Below are 14,687 nucleotides of genomic sequence, written 5' to 3' on the forward strand. Positions count from 1 at the left end.
AGTTTCACGGCAGCCGGCCGGTGCCGTGCCCTCCGTTCTGGGGGCATTCACCGCAGACGAAACGGAGCCTCCGAGTGCGTTCGAAGGCTCCGTCTCTCAGCTGAATCAGACCGCGGCGGTCTTCTTCGCCGCCACGAGCTCTGCGATCTGCACGGCGTTGAGAGCCGCGCCCTTGCGCAGGTTGTCGTTCGCGATGAACAGGGCGAGGCCGCGTCCCTCGGGAGCCGACTGGTCCTGACGGATGCGCCCGACGTACGACGGGTCCTTGCCTGCCGCGTCGAGCGGCGTCGGAACGTCCGTCAGCTCGACACCGGAAGCCTCGCCGAGCACTTCAGCCGCGCGGGCCGGGCTGATCGGCTTGCTGAACTCCGCGTTGATCGACAGCGAGTGCCCCGTGAAGACCGGAACGCGCACGCACGTGCCCGAGACCAGCAGGTCGGGCAGGTCGAGAATCTTGCGGCTCTCGTTGCGCAGCTTCTTCTCTTCGTCGGTCTCGAGCTCGCCGTCCTCGACGATCGAACCGGCCATCGCGACCACGTCGAACGCGATCGGCTTGACGTACTTGACCGGGTCAGGCATCGCGACCGCGTGGCCGTCGTGCACGAGCTGCAGCAGGTTCTCATCCTGCACGGCCGTGCGCACCTGGCTGGCGAGCTCCATCGCACCGGCGAGGCCGGAGCCGGAGACCGCCTGGTAGGTGCTCACGATGAGCCGCTCGAGGCCTGCCTCATCGTGCAGAGCCTTGAGCACAGGCATCGCGGCCATGGTGGTGCAGTTCGGGTTCGCGATGATGCCCTTCGGCGGGTTGTCGATCGCCTCGGGGTTCACCTCGCTGACCACGAGCGGAACCTCGGGGTCCATGCGCCAGGCGCTCGAGTTGTCGATCACGACGGCGCCAGCCTCGGCGAAACGCGGAGCGTGCGCCCGCGAGCCGGTGGCTCCGGCCGAGAACAGGGCGATGTCGAGCCCGGTCGGGTCAGCCGTCGCGATGTCTTCGACCTCGTAGTCCGTGTCACGGAAACGGATGGTCGTGCCCGCGCTGCGCGCCGTGGCGAAGAAGCGGATCTCACTGATCGGGAACTCACGCTCGTCGAGCAGGTCGCGAATGACCGTGCCGACCTGGCCGGTGGCGCCGACGATGCCGATTCTCAGTCCGTCTGTCATTGTTTCTCCCCTTCGTGGGTTGATGATGGCGGCGGTCTTTGCTTCAGCGGCCGGTGCCAGCGTGCACGACGGCCGCCTGGTCGGCGTCGAGCCCGAATGCGGTGTGCACAACGCGCGCGGCCTTCTCGAGGGTGTCTGCGCGCGTGACCACGGAAATGCGGATCTCACTCGTGGAGATCATGTCGATGTTGATGTCGTTCTCGTACAGCGCGTCGAACAGCTTCGCTGAGACACCCGAGTTGGCGCGCATACCGGCGCCGACGAGCGCGAGCTTGCCGATCTGGTCGTCGTGCTGAAGTGCGGTGTAGCCGATGGACTCCTGGTCGGAGCGCAGCGTCTGCAGGACGTTCTGCGCCTGGTCCTTCGGGAGGGTGAACGAGATGTCGGTGAGACCGGTCGCCGCGGCCGACACGTTCTGCACGATCATGTCGACGTTCGCGTTGGTCTTGGCCACGAGCTTGAAGATCTGCGCAGCCTTGCCGGGCACGTCGGGAATGCCGACGATGGTGATCTTGGCCTCGCTGAGATCGGTGGCGATGCCGGTGACGATGGGCTGTTCCACGGAGTCACCCTCCTTCGGGTTGATGACGAGGGTGCCCTCGTCGTTGGTAAAGCTTGAGCGGACGCGCAGGGTCACACCGTGACGGCGCGCGTATTCGACGGCGCGAATGTGAAGGACCTTGGCACCGGATGCCGCGAGGTCGAGCATCTCCTCCGACGTGATGACCTCGATCTTGCGCGCCAGAGGCACGATGCGCGGGTCCATCGTGAAGATGCCGTCGACGTCTGTGTAGATCTCGCAGAGCTCCGCGCCGAGGGCTGCGGCGAGCGCGACGGCCGTCGTGTCAGAGCCGCCGCGACCGAGCGTGGTGATCTCGCTCGTGTCGCGGTTGAAGCCCTGGAAGCCGGCGACGATCGCGATCGCGCCGTCGTCGAGGGCCTCGCGGATGCGCACGGGCGTCACGTCGACGATGCGCGCCGAGCCGTGCTGGGTGTCCGTCATCATACCGGCCTGCATGCCGGTGAAGGACCGCGCGTCGTAGCCCATCGATTTGATCGCCATCGCGAGCAGCGACATCGAGATGCGCTCCCCCGATGAGAGCAGCATGTCCATCTCTCGCGGCGGCGGCAGCGGCGTGACCTCGTGGGCGAGGTCGATCAGCTCGTCGGTCGTGTCTCCCATGGCGGAGACAGCCACGACGACGTCGTTGCCTGCTTTGCGGGTATCGACGATGCGCTTGGCGACGCGCTTGATGCTTTCAGCTTCCGATACCGATGACCCGCCGAACTTCTGGACGATAAGGCTCACGTAGTAACTCCCGGGGGTAGCAGTCAGTGCCCAACGATCCATTGTACGGGTGCGTACATACGAGGCCCTCTATATGACTGGCGCTATAACGCACGCGCGCACGAGAGCCGTGACAGCTCTCGTGCGCGCGGCCGCGGGAGACGATGGGGTTACGTCTCGTACGCGAAAGCCGTCAGCGCGGGGCAGACGGCCTCTCCACACTGGGCAGGTCGCGAGCCCCGTGCGAGTTCGGAAAATGTGTGGCGGTTCGTTGTTGCTCTATCGGTGAGGATCACAGCGAGACCTTCAGATCGGCGCACGCCTCTGCGCGTCGGCGGCAGACTTCGGCGCACACGCGACAGTGGTCATGCTCGTGCTTCTCACACTCGTCAGCGCAGGCGTTGCACGCGGCGGTGCAGGCGTCGAGAAGCGTGCGAAGCGTGTCCGGATTGTGATCGACGAGACGTGACAGCACTGCAGCGGTCGCCGTGCAGATGTCAGCGCAGTCGAGGTCACGTCGGATGCACCGGCGCAAGTGCTCGACGGCATCCTCGTTCAGGCAGGCATCGGCGCACGTCGTGCACGCCTGAGCGCACTCGTTGCAGGCCTCGATGCAGACCGCGAGCGCTTCGGCATCGACCGTGCCGAGGTCGTCGGGGAACGTGCTGAGCATGTCGCGAACGGCCATATTCGCTCCTTTCCTCACATTCTCACGGTAGGTTTCTTCACCACTGCGGCATAGGGGGTTGCAGTTAAGGGCGCCTGCACCTACCTTGCGGCTTGCAGATCCGCACCGCAGGCCTCTGAAGCAGGTGCATATCCAGCAGAGGCGTGCCTACCATGGCCTATGGCTATGCGGGTGCTTCTCTCGGGGGCAAGCGGAATGATAGGCACCGCTCTGCGTGAGCGTCTCGAAGCCGACGGACATGAGCTCCGCCAGCTCGTGCGACGCGAGCCGAGCTCGGCGGACGACGTGCGCTGGGATCCGGCAGAAGGTGTCGTTCCGGCGGAACAGATCGAGTGGGCGGATGCCGTCGTCTCACTCTCCGGCGCAAGCCTGTCGCGCCTGCCCTGGACACCCGGTTACCGCCAGACGATTCTCACGAGCCGCGTCAGCACGACCGGCACGATCGCGGCTGCGATCGCCACCGCGCAGAACCCGCCGAGCGTGTGGATCAACGCGTCGGCGGTTGGATACTACGGTCGAGGGCCCGCCCGCGAGCCGTTCACCGAGAGCTCGCCGAAGGGCAGCGGCTTTCTCGCCGACACGGTCGCCGCGTGGGAGGTCGCCACACGGCCTGCACAGTCCCGCACGCGAGTGGTCCGCGTGCGGACAGGAATCGTGCTGGGCCCCTCCGGAGCGCTGGCGCCGCTCGCACTGGCGGCGAAACTCGGCCTAGGTACAACGTTCGGCCTCGGCATGCAGCACTGGCCGTGGGTCTCGCTCCACGACGAGGTGCGCGCGATCGCGCACCTGCTGACGAGCGAGCTCTCGGGGCCGGTCAACGTCGCCGCCCCGAGCACGGACACGGCCGCTGACGTGTCGCAGGCCGTCGCCGATCACCTGAACCGCCCGAACTGGCTCACCGTTCCCCGGTTCGCCGCCCGAGCCGCCCTCGGCACGGCGGCCGACGAGATGCTCCTCGCCGACCAACCGGTGACCCCGAAGGCGCTGCTCGATGACGGCTTCCGGTTCGATTTCGAGGACCTCGACGACGCGGTCGCTGAGGCCTTCGACGGCCGTTAGGGCGTCGGCATCCCACCATTCACATTGAGTGTCTCGCCGATCACGTAGCTCGACTCGGACGACGCGAGGAAGACGTATGCCGGCGCAAGCTCGGTCGGCTGGCCCGCGCGCCCCAGCGGAGTCTGCGTGCCGAACTCGGGCAGCTTCTCCTTCGGCTGGCCGTCGGAGACTTGAAGCGGCGTCCAGAACGGTCCCGGAGCGATCGCGTTGACACGGATGCCCTTCGGAGCGAGCTGCTGGCCGAGGCCCTTCGTGAAGTTGTTGATCGCGCCCTTCGTGGTGGCGTAGTCGACGAGTGTCGGCGAGGGCAGGTAGGCATTGACCGAGGTCGTGTTGATGATGGACGAGCCGGGCTCGAGGTGGTTCAGCGCGGCCTTGGTGATCCAGAACATGGCGTAGACGTTCGTCTTGAGCGTCTCGTCGAACTGTTCGTCAGAGATGTCTTCGAGCGATTTCTGAGCGATCTGCTTGCCCGCGTTGTTGACGAGGATGTCAAGACCGCCGAGCTCGTCGACGGCGGCTTCCACGAGATCCTTGCAGTTCTGGGCGCTCGAGACGTCGGTGGGCAGGGCGACGGCCTTGCTGCCTTCCTTCGTGATCAGCTCTTCGACGTGTCGGGCATCCTTCTCCTCATCGGGCAAATACGCGATGGCGACGTCTGCGCCCTCGCGGGCGAACGCGATAGCCACCGCGGCGCCGATTCCGGAGTCGCCGCCGGTGATGAGCGCCTTGCGGCCCTGGAGCCGGCCCGTGCCGCGGTACGTGTCTTCGCCGTGGTCCGTCTGCGGTTCGAGCTCGGCATCGAGGCCGGGCTCCGGCTGGTCTTGCTTCGGCGGCTGGATCTTGGGGTATCGCGTGACGGGGTTCTGAAACGTCAATTGGTCGTGGGTCACTGTTCTCGTTCCCTTCCGCGTGGACGTGGTCCGGTGCGAAGGCACAGCTGGCACCGGTTCGTTTACGCTAACCGCGCGGAGGATTCTCGGGCAGAGGCTTGCGCTTCGCCTGTCGCGGTGCTTACCCTCCCGATCGCCGAGGGGTGTCAGCCGAGAACAGTGCGTCCTTCGAACGCGCGGCCGAGCGTGACCTCGTCGGCGTACTCGAGGTCGCCGCCGACGGGCAGACCCGAGGCGAGTCGCGTGACGCGAATCTCGAGCGTGCCGAGCAGACGGCTCAGGTACGTCGCCGTGGCCTCCCCCTCGAGGTTGGGGTCGGTCGCGATGATGACCTCGGTGACGGTGCCGTCGGCGAGGCGCTGCATGAGCTCGCGGATGCGCAGGTCGTCGGGGCCGACGCCGTCGATGGGGCTGATCGCTCCGCCGAGAACGTGGTACAGGCCGCGGAATTCGCGGGTGCGCTCGATCGCGACGACATCCTTGGCCTCTTCGACCACGCAGATGAAGGAGTGGTCGCGGCGCGGGTCGCGGCAGATGGAGCACTGCTCCTGCTCGGCCACGTTGCCGCAGATGTCGCAGAAGTGCACCTTGTCGCGCACTTCGACGAGCAGCTCGGCGAGGCGGGAGACATCGAACGATTCGGTCTGCACGATGTGGAACGCGATGCGCTGCGCAGACTTGGGCCCGATGCCCGGGAGCCGACCGAATTCGTCGATCAGCTCTTGGACGATTCCTTCATACATGGACTAATTGAACCTCTGCGGCGGTGAATACTGCACTTCTTCGATGAACTTGGCGCGGAGCACCTCGCGGACGACCGCCTCGCCGTAGCGACGTCGCTGCTGCTGGCTCTGCTGCTGCGGCTGCGCCTGGGGCTGAGCCTGGGCCTGGGCCTGGGCCTGAACTTGTGCCTGGGGCACCTCGGTGTGAGGGGCAGGAACGGATGCCGGTGCGGGAGCCCCCGTCGCAGCGGGAGCCTCGGCCGTGGCGGGAGCGTCCGCGGGAGACGCGTCATCTGCGACCGGAGAACTGGGGGCCGGTGCTGCTGCGGGAGGCGCACTCGGAGCTTCCGCGTGCGGTGCGGGAGCCGCCTGAACTGCGGCCGGTGCGGTGGATGCTGCAGTGGCTTCCGCACGGGCTTCGTCAGCCTTGAGATCTTCAGGGTCGTCGGCGGGAATCTGCACGACGTCCCACCCGGTGACCGGCCCTGCAGGCTGTGCGGGAGAACTCTGCGTCGGCGCGGCAGGTGCGCCGGGTGCCGGAGGCTCCGTGCGCTGCGCCGGTTGACGGCTCGCCTGCTGGCGGCCCTCCTGCGGCGGAGTGCTCCGCTGCGGCGGTACCTGACGCGGGGCCGCCTGTGGAGAGCGGGAGTACGCCCCGTCGTCCGGCGGAGCGGCGTCTTCGTACGGGTCGAACGGCGGCTCGTCGACCGGCGGTGCCCAGTCGGCCTGCCCAACCGCGCCTGACGGGGCCGCTGGCGCAGGCTCCTCGGGCTCCGACGGCGCCTCGGCCGGTGCCGAGCGGTGCGGCTCGCGCGGCGCAGCCTGGGTCGGAGCCGTCGCGGCGGCGGGACGGGGCCCGCGCTCGGCACCCTCGACCTTCGCGATGTACTTCACGCGAAGCCCGAGCACACTCTCGATCGCGGAGCGCAGGTGCTCGCTCGGGCCATCGCCCGCGGTCAGCTTCTTGAACGCCTCGACGTCTTTGGGGCTCGGGAAGACGAGCGTGAGAATGTCGTCTTTCAGGTCGCGCACATCAGCGTTCATCGCGAGCATCCACGATGCGCGCTTGCGCTGGGCGACCTGTTCGAGAACCTCGGGCCACGCATCGCGCAGCAGCTGCAGCGTCACCGGACCGGTCGGCTTCTGTCGCTTCGGCGGCTCGGGAGCGGACTCCGGCGTGCTCGGAGCGGCCTGAGGCGTCTTGGGGGTCGGCGCGGTCGGAGCCTCGGCGGTCGGCGGTGTCGCCGGGCTCGGCGACGAGGGCACGTGCCCCGAGGCATCCTGATTCGGACTCGACGCGGGTGTACTCGGTCGCGCACTGCTCGCCGGAGCAGCGCTCGGCGTCGGTGCGTATGACGCGGCGGGAGCGGCATCCGTGGGCATGCCCGCCCGACGTTCGAGTCGCTCGACGCGGGCGAGCGCACCGCGCTCCGTCGCATCGAGAGCGGGCACGAGCATGCGCGCGATCATCAGCTCGAGGTGCAGCTTCGGCGACGTCGCGCCGGTCATCTCGGTCAGCGCCGAGTTCGCGATGTCAGCGGTGCGTGACAGCTCCGCCTGACCGAACAGCGCTGCCTGAGCGGTCATGCGATCGAGTTCCTCCTGCGGAACGCCGCGAAGGACGGATGCCGCGTTGCCCTGCGCCGCCTCCACGATGATCAGGTCGCGCAGCCGCTCGAGCAGGTCGTCGACGAACCGACGAGGGTCCTGCCCGGTCTGAATGACACGATCCACCGACTCGAACGCTGCAGAGGCGTCGTGGCGTCCGATCGCGTCGATGACGTCGTCGAGCAGCGCGGCGTGAGTGTAGCCCAGCAGCGCGACAGCGCGCTCGTAGCCGACCGTCGAGTGGTCGGACCCGGCCATCAGCTGGTCGAGCAGCGACAGCGTGTCACGCGGTGAGCCTCCACCGGCGCGTACGACGAGCGGAAGCACGCCCGGCTCAACCTGCACGCTCTCCTCATCGCAGAGCTTCTGCGTGTAGTCGAGCATGAGCGCGGGCGGAACGAGCCGGAACGGATAGTGGTGCGTGCGCGAGCGGATCGTGCCGATCACCTTGTCGGGCTCCGTCGTCGCGAAGATGAACTTCACGTGCGGCGGTGGCTCCTCCACGATCTTCAGCAGAGCGTTGAAGCCCTGCGGCGTGACCATGTGCGCCTCGTCGAGGATGAAGATCTTGAAGCGATCGCGTGCTGGCGCGAAGATCGCCCGCTCACGCAGATCACGAGCGTCGTCGACACCGTTGTGGCTCGCGGCGTCGATCTCGACCACGTCGAGCGACCCTCCGCCGCTGCGGCCGAGCTCGACACAGCTCGGGCATGTGCCGCACGGGGTGTCCGTCGGCCCCTCAGCGCAGTTGAGGCAGCGAGCGAGGATGCGGGCAGACGTCGTCTTGCCGCACCCCCGCGGACCGCTGAACAGATAGGCGTGATTGACCCGGTCGGCACGCAGTGCGGTGCGCAGCGGATCGGTCACCTGTGACTGCCCGATCATCTCTGCGAAGGTCTCGGGGCGATAACGTCGATACAGGGCGGTAACCACGTCTCAATGGTAGTGGTCACGTCTGACAAACGGGTGGCCTGTTCAGAACTCCGTGTGCCCCAGATCGAGTCCCTCGACGAAGCGCCCGACGGGCTTCGCCGCGGCATCCAGCTCGAGCACCGTGAGGCGGTTCTCGCCGACGCGCAGCACCGGTGCCGGAACATACAGCGTCCGCTGCGGTCCGCGTCGCCAGTAGCGCCCCAGATTGAAGCCGTTGACCCACACGACGCCCTTGCCCCAGCCCGGCAGGGTGAGGAACAGATCGTGCGTCTCCGTGAGCTCGAAGGATGCCTGCGCGACAGCCGGCCCCGCGATGGGCGTGCCTGCGGCCACCGCCCCGCCGGCGAGCGCCGACGGAATCGCCTGAGCATCGATCGCCTTCAGAACCCACCCCATGAGCGGTTCGCCGTCGAGAAGCGCCGGCCCGATGAGGCCCTTGGCCTCCCCCAGACGGTCGCCGTAGTTCACACGACCCTGGTCTTCGACGAGGACGTCGATGACGCCCGCGCCGGCGGGAACGCGGATCGCCACGTCGTGCTGGTCGCGGCTCAGCGTGCCGATGGGCTCGCCGTTGAAGAACACGCGTGCCCGGTCGCGCACATCGTCGAACGAGAGCACGCGGGGCGCGTCGGCGGAGCCGATGGATGCCGTATACAGCCCGAATCCTCGATCGTGCCCGAGCTCGTCGAAGCTCGGCACCTCGTCCGCCTCCAGGGTCTGTGCGACAACGGCATCCGGTAGCGGAAGCAGCGGTGCGACGGCCTCGATGTCGACGTCGAACACGGGCGCTGGCTGTGCCTTTGCGGGCTCGTCGGAGGGAACCGGCGCGTACTTCGCGATGACATCGCGGAACGCCCAGTACTTCTCGGTCGGGTTGCCCGCCTCATCGAGCGGAGCGTCGTAGTCGTAGCTCGTCACGGTGGGCTGATAGACGCCCTTGTCGTTGGCGCCGTTCGTGAAGCCGAAGTTGGTGCCGCCGTGGAACATGTAGACGTTGACCGAAGCGCCTACTGAGAGCAGGTCGTCGAGCGCTTGCGCGGCATCCTCTGTCGATGTGGTGTGGTGGTGCGCGCCCCAGTGGTCGAACCAGCCGTTCCAGAGCTCGGAGCACATGAGGGGCCCCGTCGGCTGATGCCTGCGCAGCGATGCCAGGCGCTCGGGCACACGCGAGCCGAACGACCCTGTCTTGTGCAGCTCGGGGAGGCTGCCGTTCTCGAGCATGTCGGGCTCCGGCTGATCGACCGTCGTGAACGGGACCTCGATGCCGTGGCCGCGGGTCATGGCGATGAGCTCGCCCAGGTAATCCTTGTCGCTGCCGTACGCGCCGTACTCGTTCTCGATCTGAACGAGCACGACAGGGCCGCCGCGATCGATCTGGTGGCGGGCGACGATCGGCAGCACGTGGTCGAAGAAGGTCTTCGTGTGCGTCAGGTACGCCGGGTCACTTGTGCGGATGCGGATGCCGTCTTCGCGCAGCAGCCAGGCGGGAAGTCCGCCGTTGTCCCACTCAGCGCAGATGTACGGTCCGGGGCGCACGATCGCGTGCATCCCTTCCTCGGCGATGACGGTGAGGAACCGGTCGAGATCGAGCCCACCCGAGAGGTCGAACGCGTCGGGCGTTGGCGCGTGCTCGTTCCAGGCGATGTAGGTCTCGATGGTGTTGAGGCCCATCTGACGGGCTTTGCGGATGCGGTCACGCCACAGATCCGGGTGAACCCGGAAATAGTGCAGGGCACCCGAGAGGATCTGCATCGGTTCTCCGTCGAGCAGAAAATCGTGGTCGCCAATCTCAAAGCGGCTCATCTGTAGGTCCTTTCGTCATGCCCCGCGGGCAGAGTGCGGGCCGGCGGCGAACCGCCGGCCCACGGTTGTTGCGTCTTCTGTGCGACTCAGTCGGTGATGGTGAAGCCCTGCTCCGAGCCGTACTTCTTCTGCGCCTTCGCCCAGTCCTGCAGACCCGCATTCAGGTCGCTGTGGTTGGCGTAGGACTGCCCGACAGTGTCGCCGTACACGCTGTTCGCGTACACCTGGAAGGGCGCGTACTGCCGCCCCTCGACGACGTTGTCGGCCGCCTCGGAGAGCACCTTGTTGATCTGCTGCCCGCCGAAGTACTCGCTCTCGTGGTTGAGGAACTCGTCGCTCTGCAGGTCAGCGGTGGTCGACGGGAATCCGCCCATGTCGATCGAGATGCTCGTGCCGGCCTCTTCGGCGTTCATGAACTTCACGAACGCGGCAGCGACGGCCTTGTTCTCCGACTGCGCGAGCACTGCGTCACCGGAACCGCCGTTCTCAGCGGTCGCCGTGTCACCCTTCTCGTACTGCGGCATCGGGGCGACACGCCACTCACCGGATGCCTCGGGAGCCTGACCCTCGAGGTTTCCAGGCATCCACGCGCCGATGATCAGCGTGGCGATCGTGCCGTCGCTGAGGCCGCGGAACCACTCATCGCTCCACGAGCTGGTGGGAGCGAGCAGGTCGTTCTCGACGAGCTCGTTCCAGGTGTCAGCCCACTTCTTCGAGCCCTCGTCCTGGAAGTCGATGCCGACGTTCGTGCCGTCCACGGTGTACGGGTGGCCGCCGGCCTGCCAGATCATGCTCGTGGTGAAACCGGCATCCCCCGTGTCACTCGTGATGTACGACTTCGGGTCCGCCTCGTGGATCTTCTTGCCGGCTGCGATGTACTCGTCCCACGTCTCGGGAACCTCGATGCCGTGCTTCTCGAAGACGTCCTTGCGGTAGAACATCGCCATGGGGCCGGAGTCCTGCGGCAGACCGTAGAGCGCGTCGTCCATCGTCATGGAGTTCCACGTCGATGCCGTGAACTTGCTCTCGAGGTCGCCGAAGCCGAACTCGTTGAGGTCGACGAGCGACTCTCTCAGCACGAACTGCGGCATGGCGTAGTACTCGATCTGCGCAACGTCGGGGGCGCCCGAGCCGGCCTTGATGGCGTTCTGCAGCTTCGTGTACTGGTCGTTGCCGGTGCCGACGTTCTCGACGTTCACGGTGATCTTCGGGTACTTCTCTTCGAAGGCCTCGGCGATCTTCTCGACAGCCGGAGCCCACGCCCAGACCGTGATCGTGGTCTCCTTCTGGAGTGCCTCCTCGATGTCGCCCGCGCTGCCGCCGCTTCCGGAGTCGGAGGAGCAGCCCACGAGCGAGGCTCCGAGGGCGAAGGCCGCGGTCGCGATCGCGACTGCGCGTGCTCCGCGCTTTCTGTTGAGAGACATCTCTGTCCTTTCGAGTTGATGGTGCTGTGTGTTTGGAGGTGGAGCTACTTGACGCTTCCCGCAGACAGACCGGACTGCCAGTACCGCTGCATGAAGAGGAAGGCGATGACGATCGGAACGATGGTGAGGAGCGAACCGGTGATGACGAGGTTGTAGATCGCTTCGCCGCCGGCGGTGCTCGCCTGGGCGTTCCACTGGTTCAGGCCGACGGTGAGCGGATACCACGTCGATTCGCTCAGCATGATGAGCGGAAGGAAGTAGTTGTTCCAGGTCGCGACCATCGTGAAGAGCAGCACGGTGATGAATCCGGGCGCCAGCAGTCGAAGGCTGATCGTGAAGAACGTGCGCATCTCCCCCGCGCCGTCGACACGTGCGGCCTCGAGGATCTCCGTCGGGACGGCCTCCATGGCGTACGTCCACACGAGGTAGAGGCCGAACGGGCTGATGAGCGACGGGATGATGATCGACCAGCCGGTGTTCGTGAGGCCGAGCTCGCTGAACATCAGGAAGGTCGGAACCGCGAGCGCGGTGCCCGGAACTGCGACCGCGCCGAGGATGACCGCGAAGACAGCCTTCTTGCCCGGGAAGTCGAACTTGGCGAGGCCGTAGCCCGCGAGTGTCGCGAGGAAGGTCGCGCCGCCTGCCCCGACGACCACGTAGAGGACCGTGTTGCCGAGCCAGCGCACGAACTCGCCGTCGTGATAGGTGAGCACCTGCGCGATGTTGTCGAACAGCGCGAAGTCTCCGCTGAACCACAGACCGAACGAGGAGAACAGCGCCTCCTGGGTCTTCGACGAGTTCACGATGAGCCAGAAGAGCGGCAGAAGCGAGTACACCAGCATGATGCACATCACGACCGTGAGCCAGATCGACTTGCGCTTGCGGTTCGGGGTCGAGCGGTCGAGGCGCGGACGTCGTGCCTTCTTGGCCGGGGCGAGGCTTGCTTGCATCGTCGGTGCGCTCATGATCAGGAGTCCTTCCGTGAACCGGACAGCTGGACCACGTACGCGATGATCATCGTCGCGAGGCCCATGATGATCGCGATCGCTGCCGAGTAGTTGTACTGCTGACCCGCGAACGAGAGGTTGTAGGCGTACATGTTCGGTGTGAAGTACGTGCTGATCGAGTTCGGGGCGAGCGACTGCAAAATGTTCGGCTCATTGAAGAGCTGGAAGCTGCCGATGATGGAGAAGATTGTCGCGATGACGAGTGCTCCCTTGATGGAGGGCAGCTTGATGCTGCGGATCACGCGCATCGCTCCCGCCCCATCGAGTTCGGCCGCTTCGTAGAGCTCGCCGGGAATCACGCGCAGAGCTGAGTAGAAGATCAGCATGTTGTAGCCCACGAACTCCCACGTCACGATGTTGCCGATCGACAGCAGTACCCAGCTGTTCGAGAGCGGATCGGGAATGTGAACGCCGAACGCGTCATTGATGTTGCCCACGAGACCGAAGCGATCGCCGTAGATGAAGCCCCACATCAGCGCAGCGACGACCGCGGGGACGGCGTACGGCAGGAAGATCGAGATGCGGAACATGCCCGAGAAGTGCAGCCTGGCGCTGTCGATCGCCATCGCCGCGACGAGTGCCAGCACGAGCATGATCGGCACCTGCACGACGAGGAACAGCGTCACGCGCCACAGAGCATCCCAGAACTTCGGGTCGCCGAGCGCCTGCGCATAGTTGTCGAACCACACGAACGAGTTGCCGCCGACGAGCTGATCTCTGAAGAAGCTCAGATAGATCGAGTAGATCACCGGGGCGATGAACACGATCGCGAAGACGATCATGAACGGACCGACGAATGACCAGCCGGTCCAGTCGCGGCGATCTCGCCGAACCTGAGGTGGTGTGAGTGTCTGCGTTGACGTCATGAGAGCTTTCGTCGTGGGGATGTTTACGCAAACATCCTAGGGATGAAACTTGATATGTTTACGTAAACATTGGGGATGACACGAGGATACGCAGAGGTTTCGGCATCCGTCAACTGCCTCCACTTCTCGACTACTCTGAACCTGGGAAAGCAGCCGATATGACCGACGTAGATGCAATCGACGCCACTGACAGACCGTCACGGCGCAGTGTGTCGATGGCAGATGTCGCAAATCACGCTGGAGTCTCGTCGCAGACCGTCTCACGGGTCTCCAACGGGAAGACCAATGTCGATGACGCGACCCGCGAGCGCGTGCTCGCGTCGATGCGAACGCTCGGCTACCGGCCGAACCGCGCCGCGCGCTCTCTGAAGTCCGGACGGTTCAAATCCATCGGCGTCATCATGTTCACGCTGTCGACCTTCGGCAACATGCGGACGCTCGACGCGATCGCGACGGCGAGCGCCGCAGCGGGCTACACGCTCACGCTGATGCCCGTCCCCCATCCGACGCAGGGGGCGATCAGCGGAGCATTCTCCCGGCTCAACGAGCAAGCCGTCGATGGCATCGTCATCATCTTCGAGGCTCACGTGCTCGATGACTCTGATTTCGCGTTGCCCCGCGGCATCCCCATTGTCATCATCGATTCCGATGCCGGCGACCGCTACACCGTCGTCGACACCGACCAGGCCCTCGGCGCGCGGACCGCCACCGAACACCTGCTGAACCTCGGTCACCGCACCGTGTGGCACGTCGCCGGCCCCGCCTCGTCGTTCTCCGCTCGCAGACGTCTCAGCACGTGGCGCGAGACGCTGACGGCGGCTGGCGCAGACGTGCCAGAACCTCTGTACGGCGACTGGTCGACAGAGTCGGGCTACCGCCACGGGCTCGAGCTGGCAGGGCGGGACGACGTCACAGCGATCTTCGCAGCAAACGACCAGATGGCGCTCGGTGTCATGCGCGCGCTGCACGAGAGCGGGCGGAGCATCCCTGGCGACATCAGCGTCGTCGGTTTCGACGACACCGACGAGTCGAAGTCGTTCTGGCCGCCGCTGACGACAGTGCATCAGGACTTCGCGGAGGTCGGGCGCCAGTGCATCGAGAAGCTCATCGGAGAGATCGAGGGCACTCACGAGAGCCCGGGAACCACGATCGTTCCCACGCGCTTGGTCGTGCGCGACAGCACGGGCCCCGCTCCCGCACGCTCATGACGAGCTCGGGCGTCTGAAGGTCCC

General features: G+C 66.1%; 12 protein-coding genes. 2 read left to right on the forward strand and 10 right to left on the reverse strand.

The window, feature by feature from the left end; genetic code table 11:
- Nucleotides 1-105 precede the first annotated feature (105 nt).
- From ACSAGD_RS09975 to ACSAGD_RS09985, 3 genes are all read right to left on the reverse strand, one after another.
- Nucleotides 106-1,164, reverse strand: coding sequence for an aspartate-semialdehyde dehydrogenase (locus ACSAGD_RS09975; protein WP_437582583.1), 1,059 nt, complete (start codon nucleotides 1,162-1,164; stop codon nucleotides 106-108).
- 43 nt (nucleotides 1,165-1,207) lie between these two features.
- Entirely contained in the window at nucleotides 1,208-2,473 is a 1,266-nt protein-coding gene (locus ACSAGD_RS09980) for an aspartate kinase (RefSeq protein ID WP_437582584.1), read from the reverse strand.
- A 271-nt stretch (nucleotides 2,474-2,744) separates the two neighbouring features.
- The gene (locus ACSAGD_RS09985) at nucleotides 2,745-3,140 is read right to left on the reverse strand and encodes a four-helix bundle copper-binding protein (protein WP_437582585.1); all 396 of its coding nucleotides are present in this window, start codon (nucleotides 3,138-3,140) and stop codon (nucleotides 2,745-2,747) included.
- Nucleotides 3,141-3,299: 159 nt separating this feature from the next.
- Here ACSAGD_RS09985 and ACSAGD_RS09990 point away from each other — a divergent pair, with 159 nt between their 5' ends.
- Nucleotides 3,300-4,199, forward strand: coding sequence for a TIGR01777 family oxidoreductase (locus ACSAGD_RS09990; RefSeq protein WP_437582586.1), 900 nt, complete (start codon nucleotides 3,300-3,302; stop codon nucleotides 4,197-4,199).
- Here ACSAGD_RS09990 and ACSAGD_RS09995 read toward each other — a convergent pair.
- The 7 genes from ACSAGD_RS09995 to ACSAGD_RS10025 form a co-directional block, all read right to left on the reverse strand.
- Nucleotides 4,196-5,092, reverse strand: coding sequence for a glucose 1-dehydrogenase (locus ACSAGD_RS09995; RefSeq protein ID WP_437582587.1), 897 nt, complete (start codon nucleotides 5,090-5,092; stop codon nucleotides 4,196-4,198). The two genes, ACSAGD_RS09990 and ACSAGD_RS09995, sit on opposite strands and share 4 nt — an antisense overlap.
- Nucleotides 5,093-5,238: 146 nt before the next feature.
- Nucleotides 5,239-5,835: a recombination mediator RecR gene (gene recR / locus ACSAGD_RS10000; protein WP_437582588.1), complete on the reverse strand. Its 597-nt coding sequence runs from the start codon at nucleotides 5,833-5,835 to the stop codon at nucleotides 5,239-5,241.
- A 3-nt stretch (nucleotides 5,836-5,838) separates the two neighbouring features.
- Nucleotides 5,839-8,355 (reverse strand): DNA polymerase III subunit gamma and tau, encoded by a 2,517-nt coding sequence (locus ACSAGD_RS10005; RefSeq protein ID WP_437582589.1) that lies wholly within the window; start codon nucleotides 8,353-8,355, stop codon nucleotides 5,839-5,841.
- A 42-nt stretch (nucleotides 8,356-8,397) separates the two neighbouring features.
- A complete protein-coding gene (locus ACSAGD_RS10010; protein ID WP_437582590.1) occupies nucleotides 8,398-10,158 on the reverse strand; it encodes a beta-galactosidase in 1,761 nt (586 codons plus the stop codon).
- 86 nt (nucleotides 10,159-10,244) lie between these two features.
- Entirely contained in the window at nucleotides 10,245-11,582 is a 1,338-nt protein-coding gene (locus tag ACSAGD_RS10015; protein ID WP_437582591.1) for an ABC transporter substrate-binding protein, read from the reverse strand.
- 44 nt (nucleotides 11,583-11,626) lie between these two features.
- Nucleotides 11,627-12,433 carry a carbohydrate ABC transporter permease gene (locus ACSAGD_RS10020; protein ID WP_437585154.1) on the reverse strand — a complete coding sequence of 269 codons (807 nt, stop codon included), beginning with the start codon at nucleotides 12,431-12,433 and terminating at the stop codon, nucleotides 11,627-11,629.
- A gap of 116 nt (nucleotides 12,434-12,549) precedes the next feature.
- A complete protein-coding gene (locus tag ACSAGD_RS10025) occupies nucleotides 12,550-13,455 on the reverse strand; it encodes a carbohydrate ABC transporter permease (protein WP_437582592.1) in 906 nt (301 codons plus the stop codon).
- Nucleotides 13,456-13,613: 158 nt separating this feature from the next.
- On the opposite strand from ACSAGD_RS10025, the gene ACSAGD_RS10030 reads away from it, so the two are divergent.
- Nucleotides 13,614-14,663 carry a LacI family DNA-binding transcriptional regulator gene (locus ACSAGD_RS10030; protein WP_437582593.1) on the forward strand — a complete coding sequence of 350 codons (1,050 nt, stop codon included), beginning with the start codon at nucleotides 13,614-13,616 and terminating at the stop codon, nucleotides 14,661-14,663.
- Nucleotides 14,664-14,687: the final 24 nt, after the last annotated feature.

Source organism: Paramicrobacterium salitolerans, assembly GCF_051513965.1.
In the GTDB taxonomy this organism is placed as follows: domain Bacteria; phylum Actinomycetota; class Actinomycetes; order Actinomycetales; family Microbacteriaceae; genus Paramicrobacterium.

Coding starts and splice junctions, on each gene's coding strand:
- ACSAGD_RS10010 (WP_437582590.1), bottom strand. CDS start 10,158: ATGAGCCGCTTTGAGATTGGCGACCACGATTTTCTGCTCGACGGAGAA.
- ACSAGD_RS09975 (WP_437582583.1), bottom strand. CDS start 1,164: ATGACAGACGGACTGAGAATCGGCATCGTCGGCGCCACCGGCCAGGTC.
- ACSAGD_RS10025 (WP_437582592.1), bottom strand. CDS start 13,455: ATGACGTCAACGCAGACACTCACACCACCTCAGGTTCGGCGAGATCGC.
- ACSAGD_RS09985 (WP_437582585.1), bottom strand. CDS start 3,140: ATGGCCGTTCGCGACATGCTCAGCACGTTCCCCGACGACCTCGGCACG.
- ACSAGD_RS10020 (WP_437585154.1), bottom strand. CDS start 12,433: ATGTGCATCATGCTGGTGTACTCGCTTCTGCCGCTCTTCTGGCTCATC.
- ACSAGD_RS09990 (WP_437582586.1), top strand. CDS start 3,300: ATGGCTATGCGGGTGCTTCTCTCGGGGGCAAGCGGAATGATAGGCACC.
- recR (WP_437582588.1), bottom strand. CDS start 5,835: ATGTATGAAGGAATCGTCCAAGAGCTGATCGACGAATTCGGTCGGCTC.
- ACSAGD_RS10030 (WP_437582593.1), top strand. CDS start 13,614: ATGACCGACGTAGATGCAATCGACGCCACTGACAGACCGTCACGGCGC.
- ACSAGD_RS10015 (WP_437582591.1), bottom strand. CDS start 11,582: ATGTCTCTCAACAGAAAGCGCGGAGCACGCGCAGTCGCGATCGCGACC.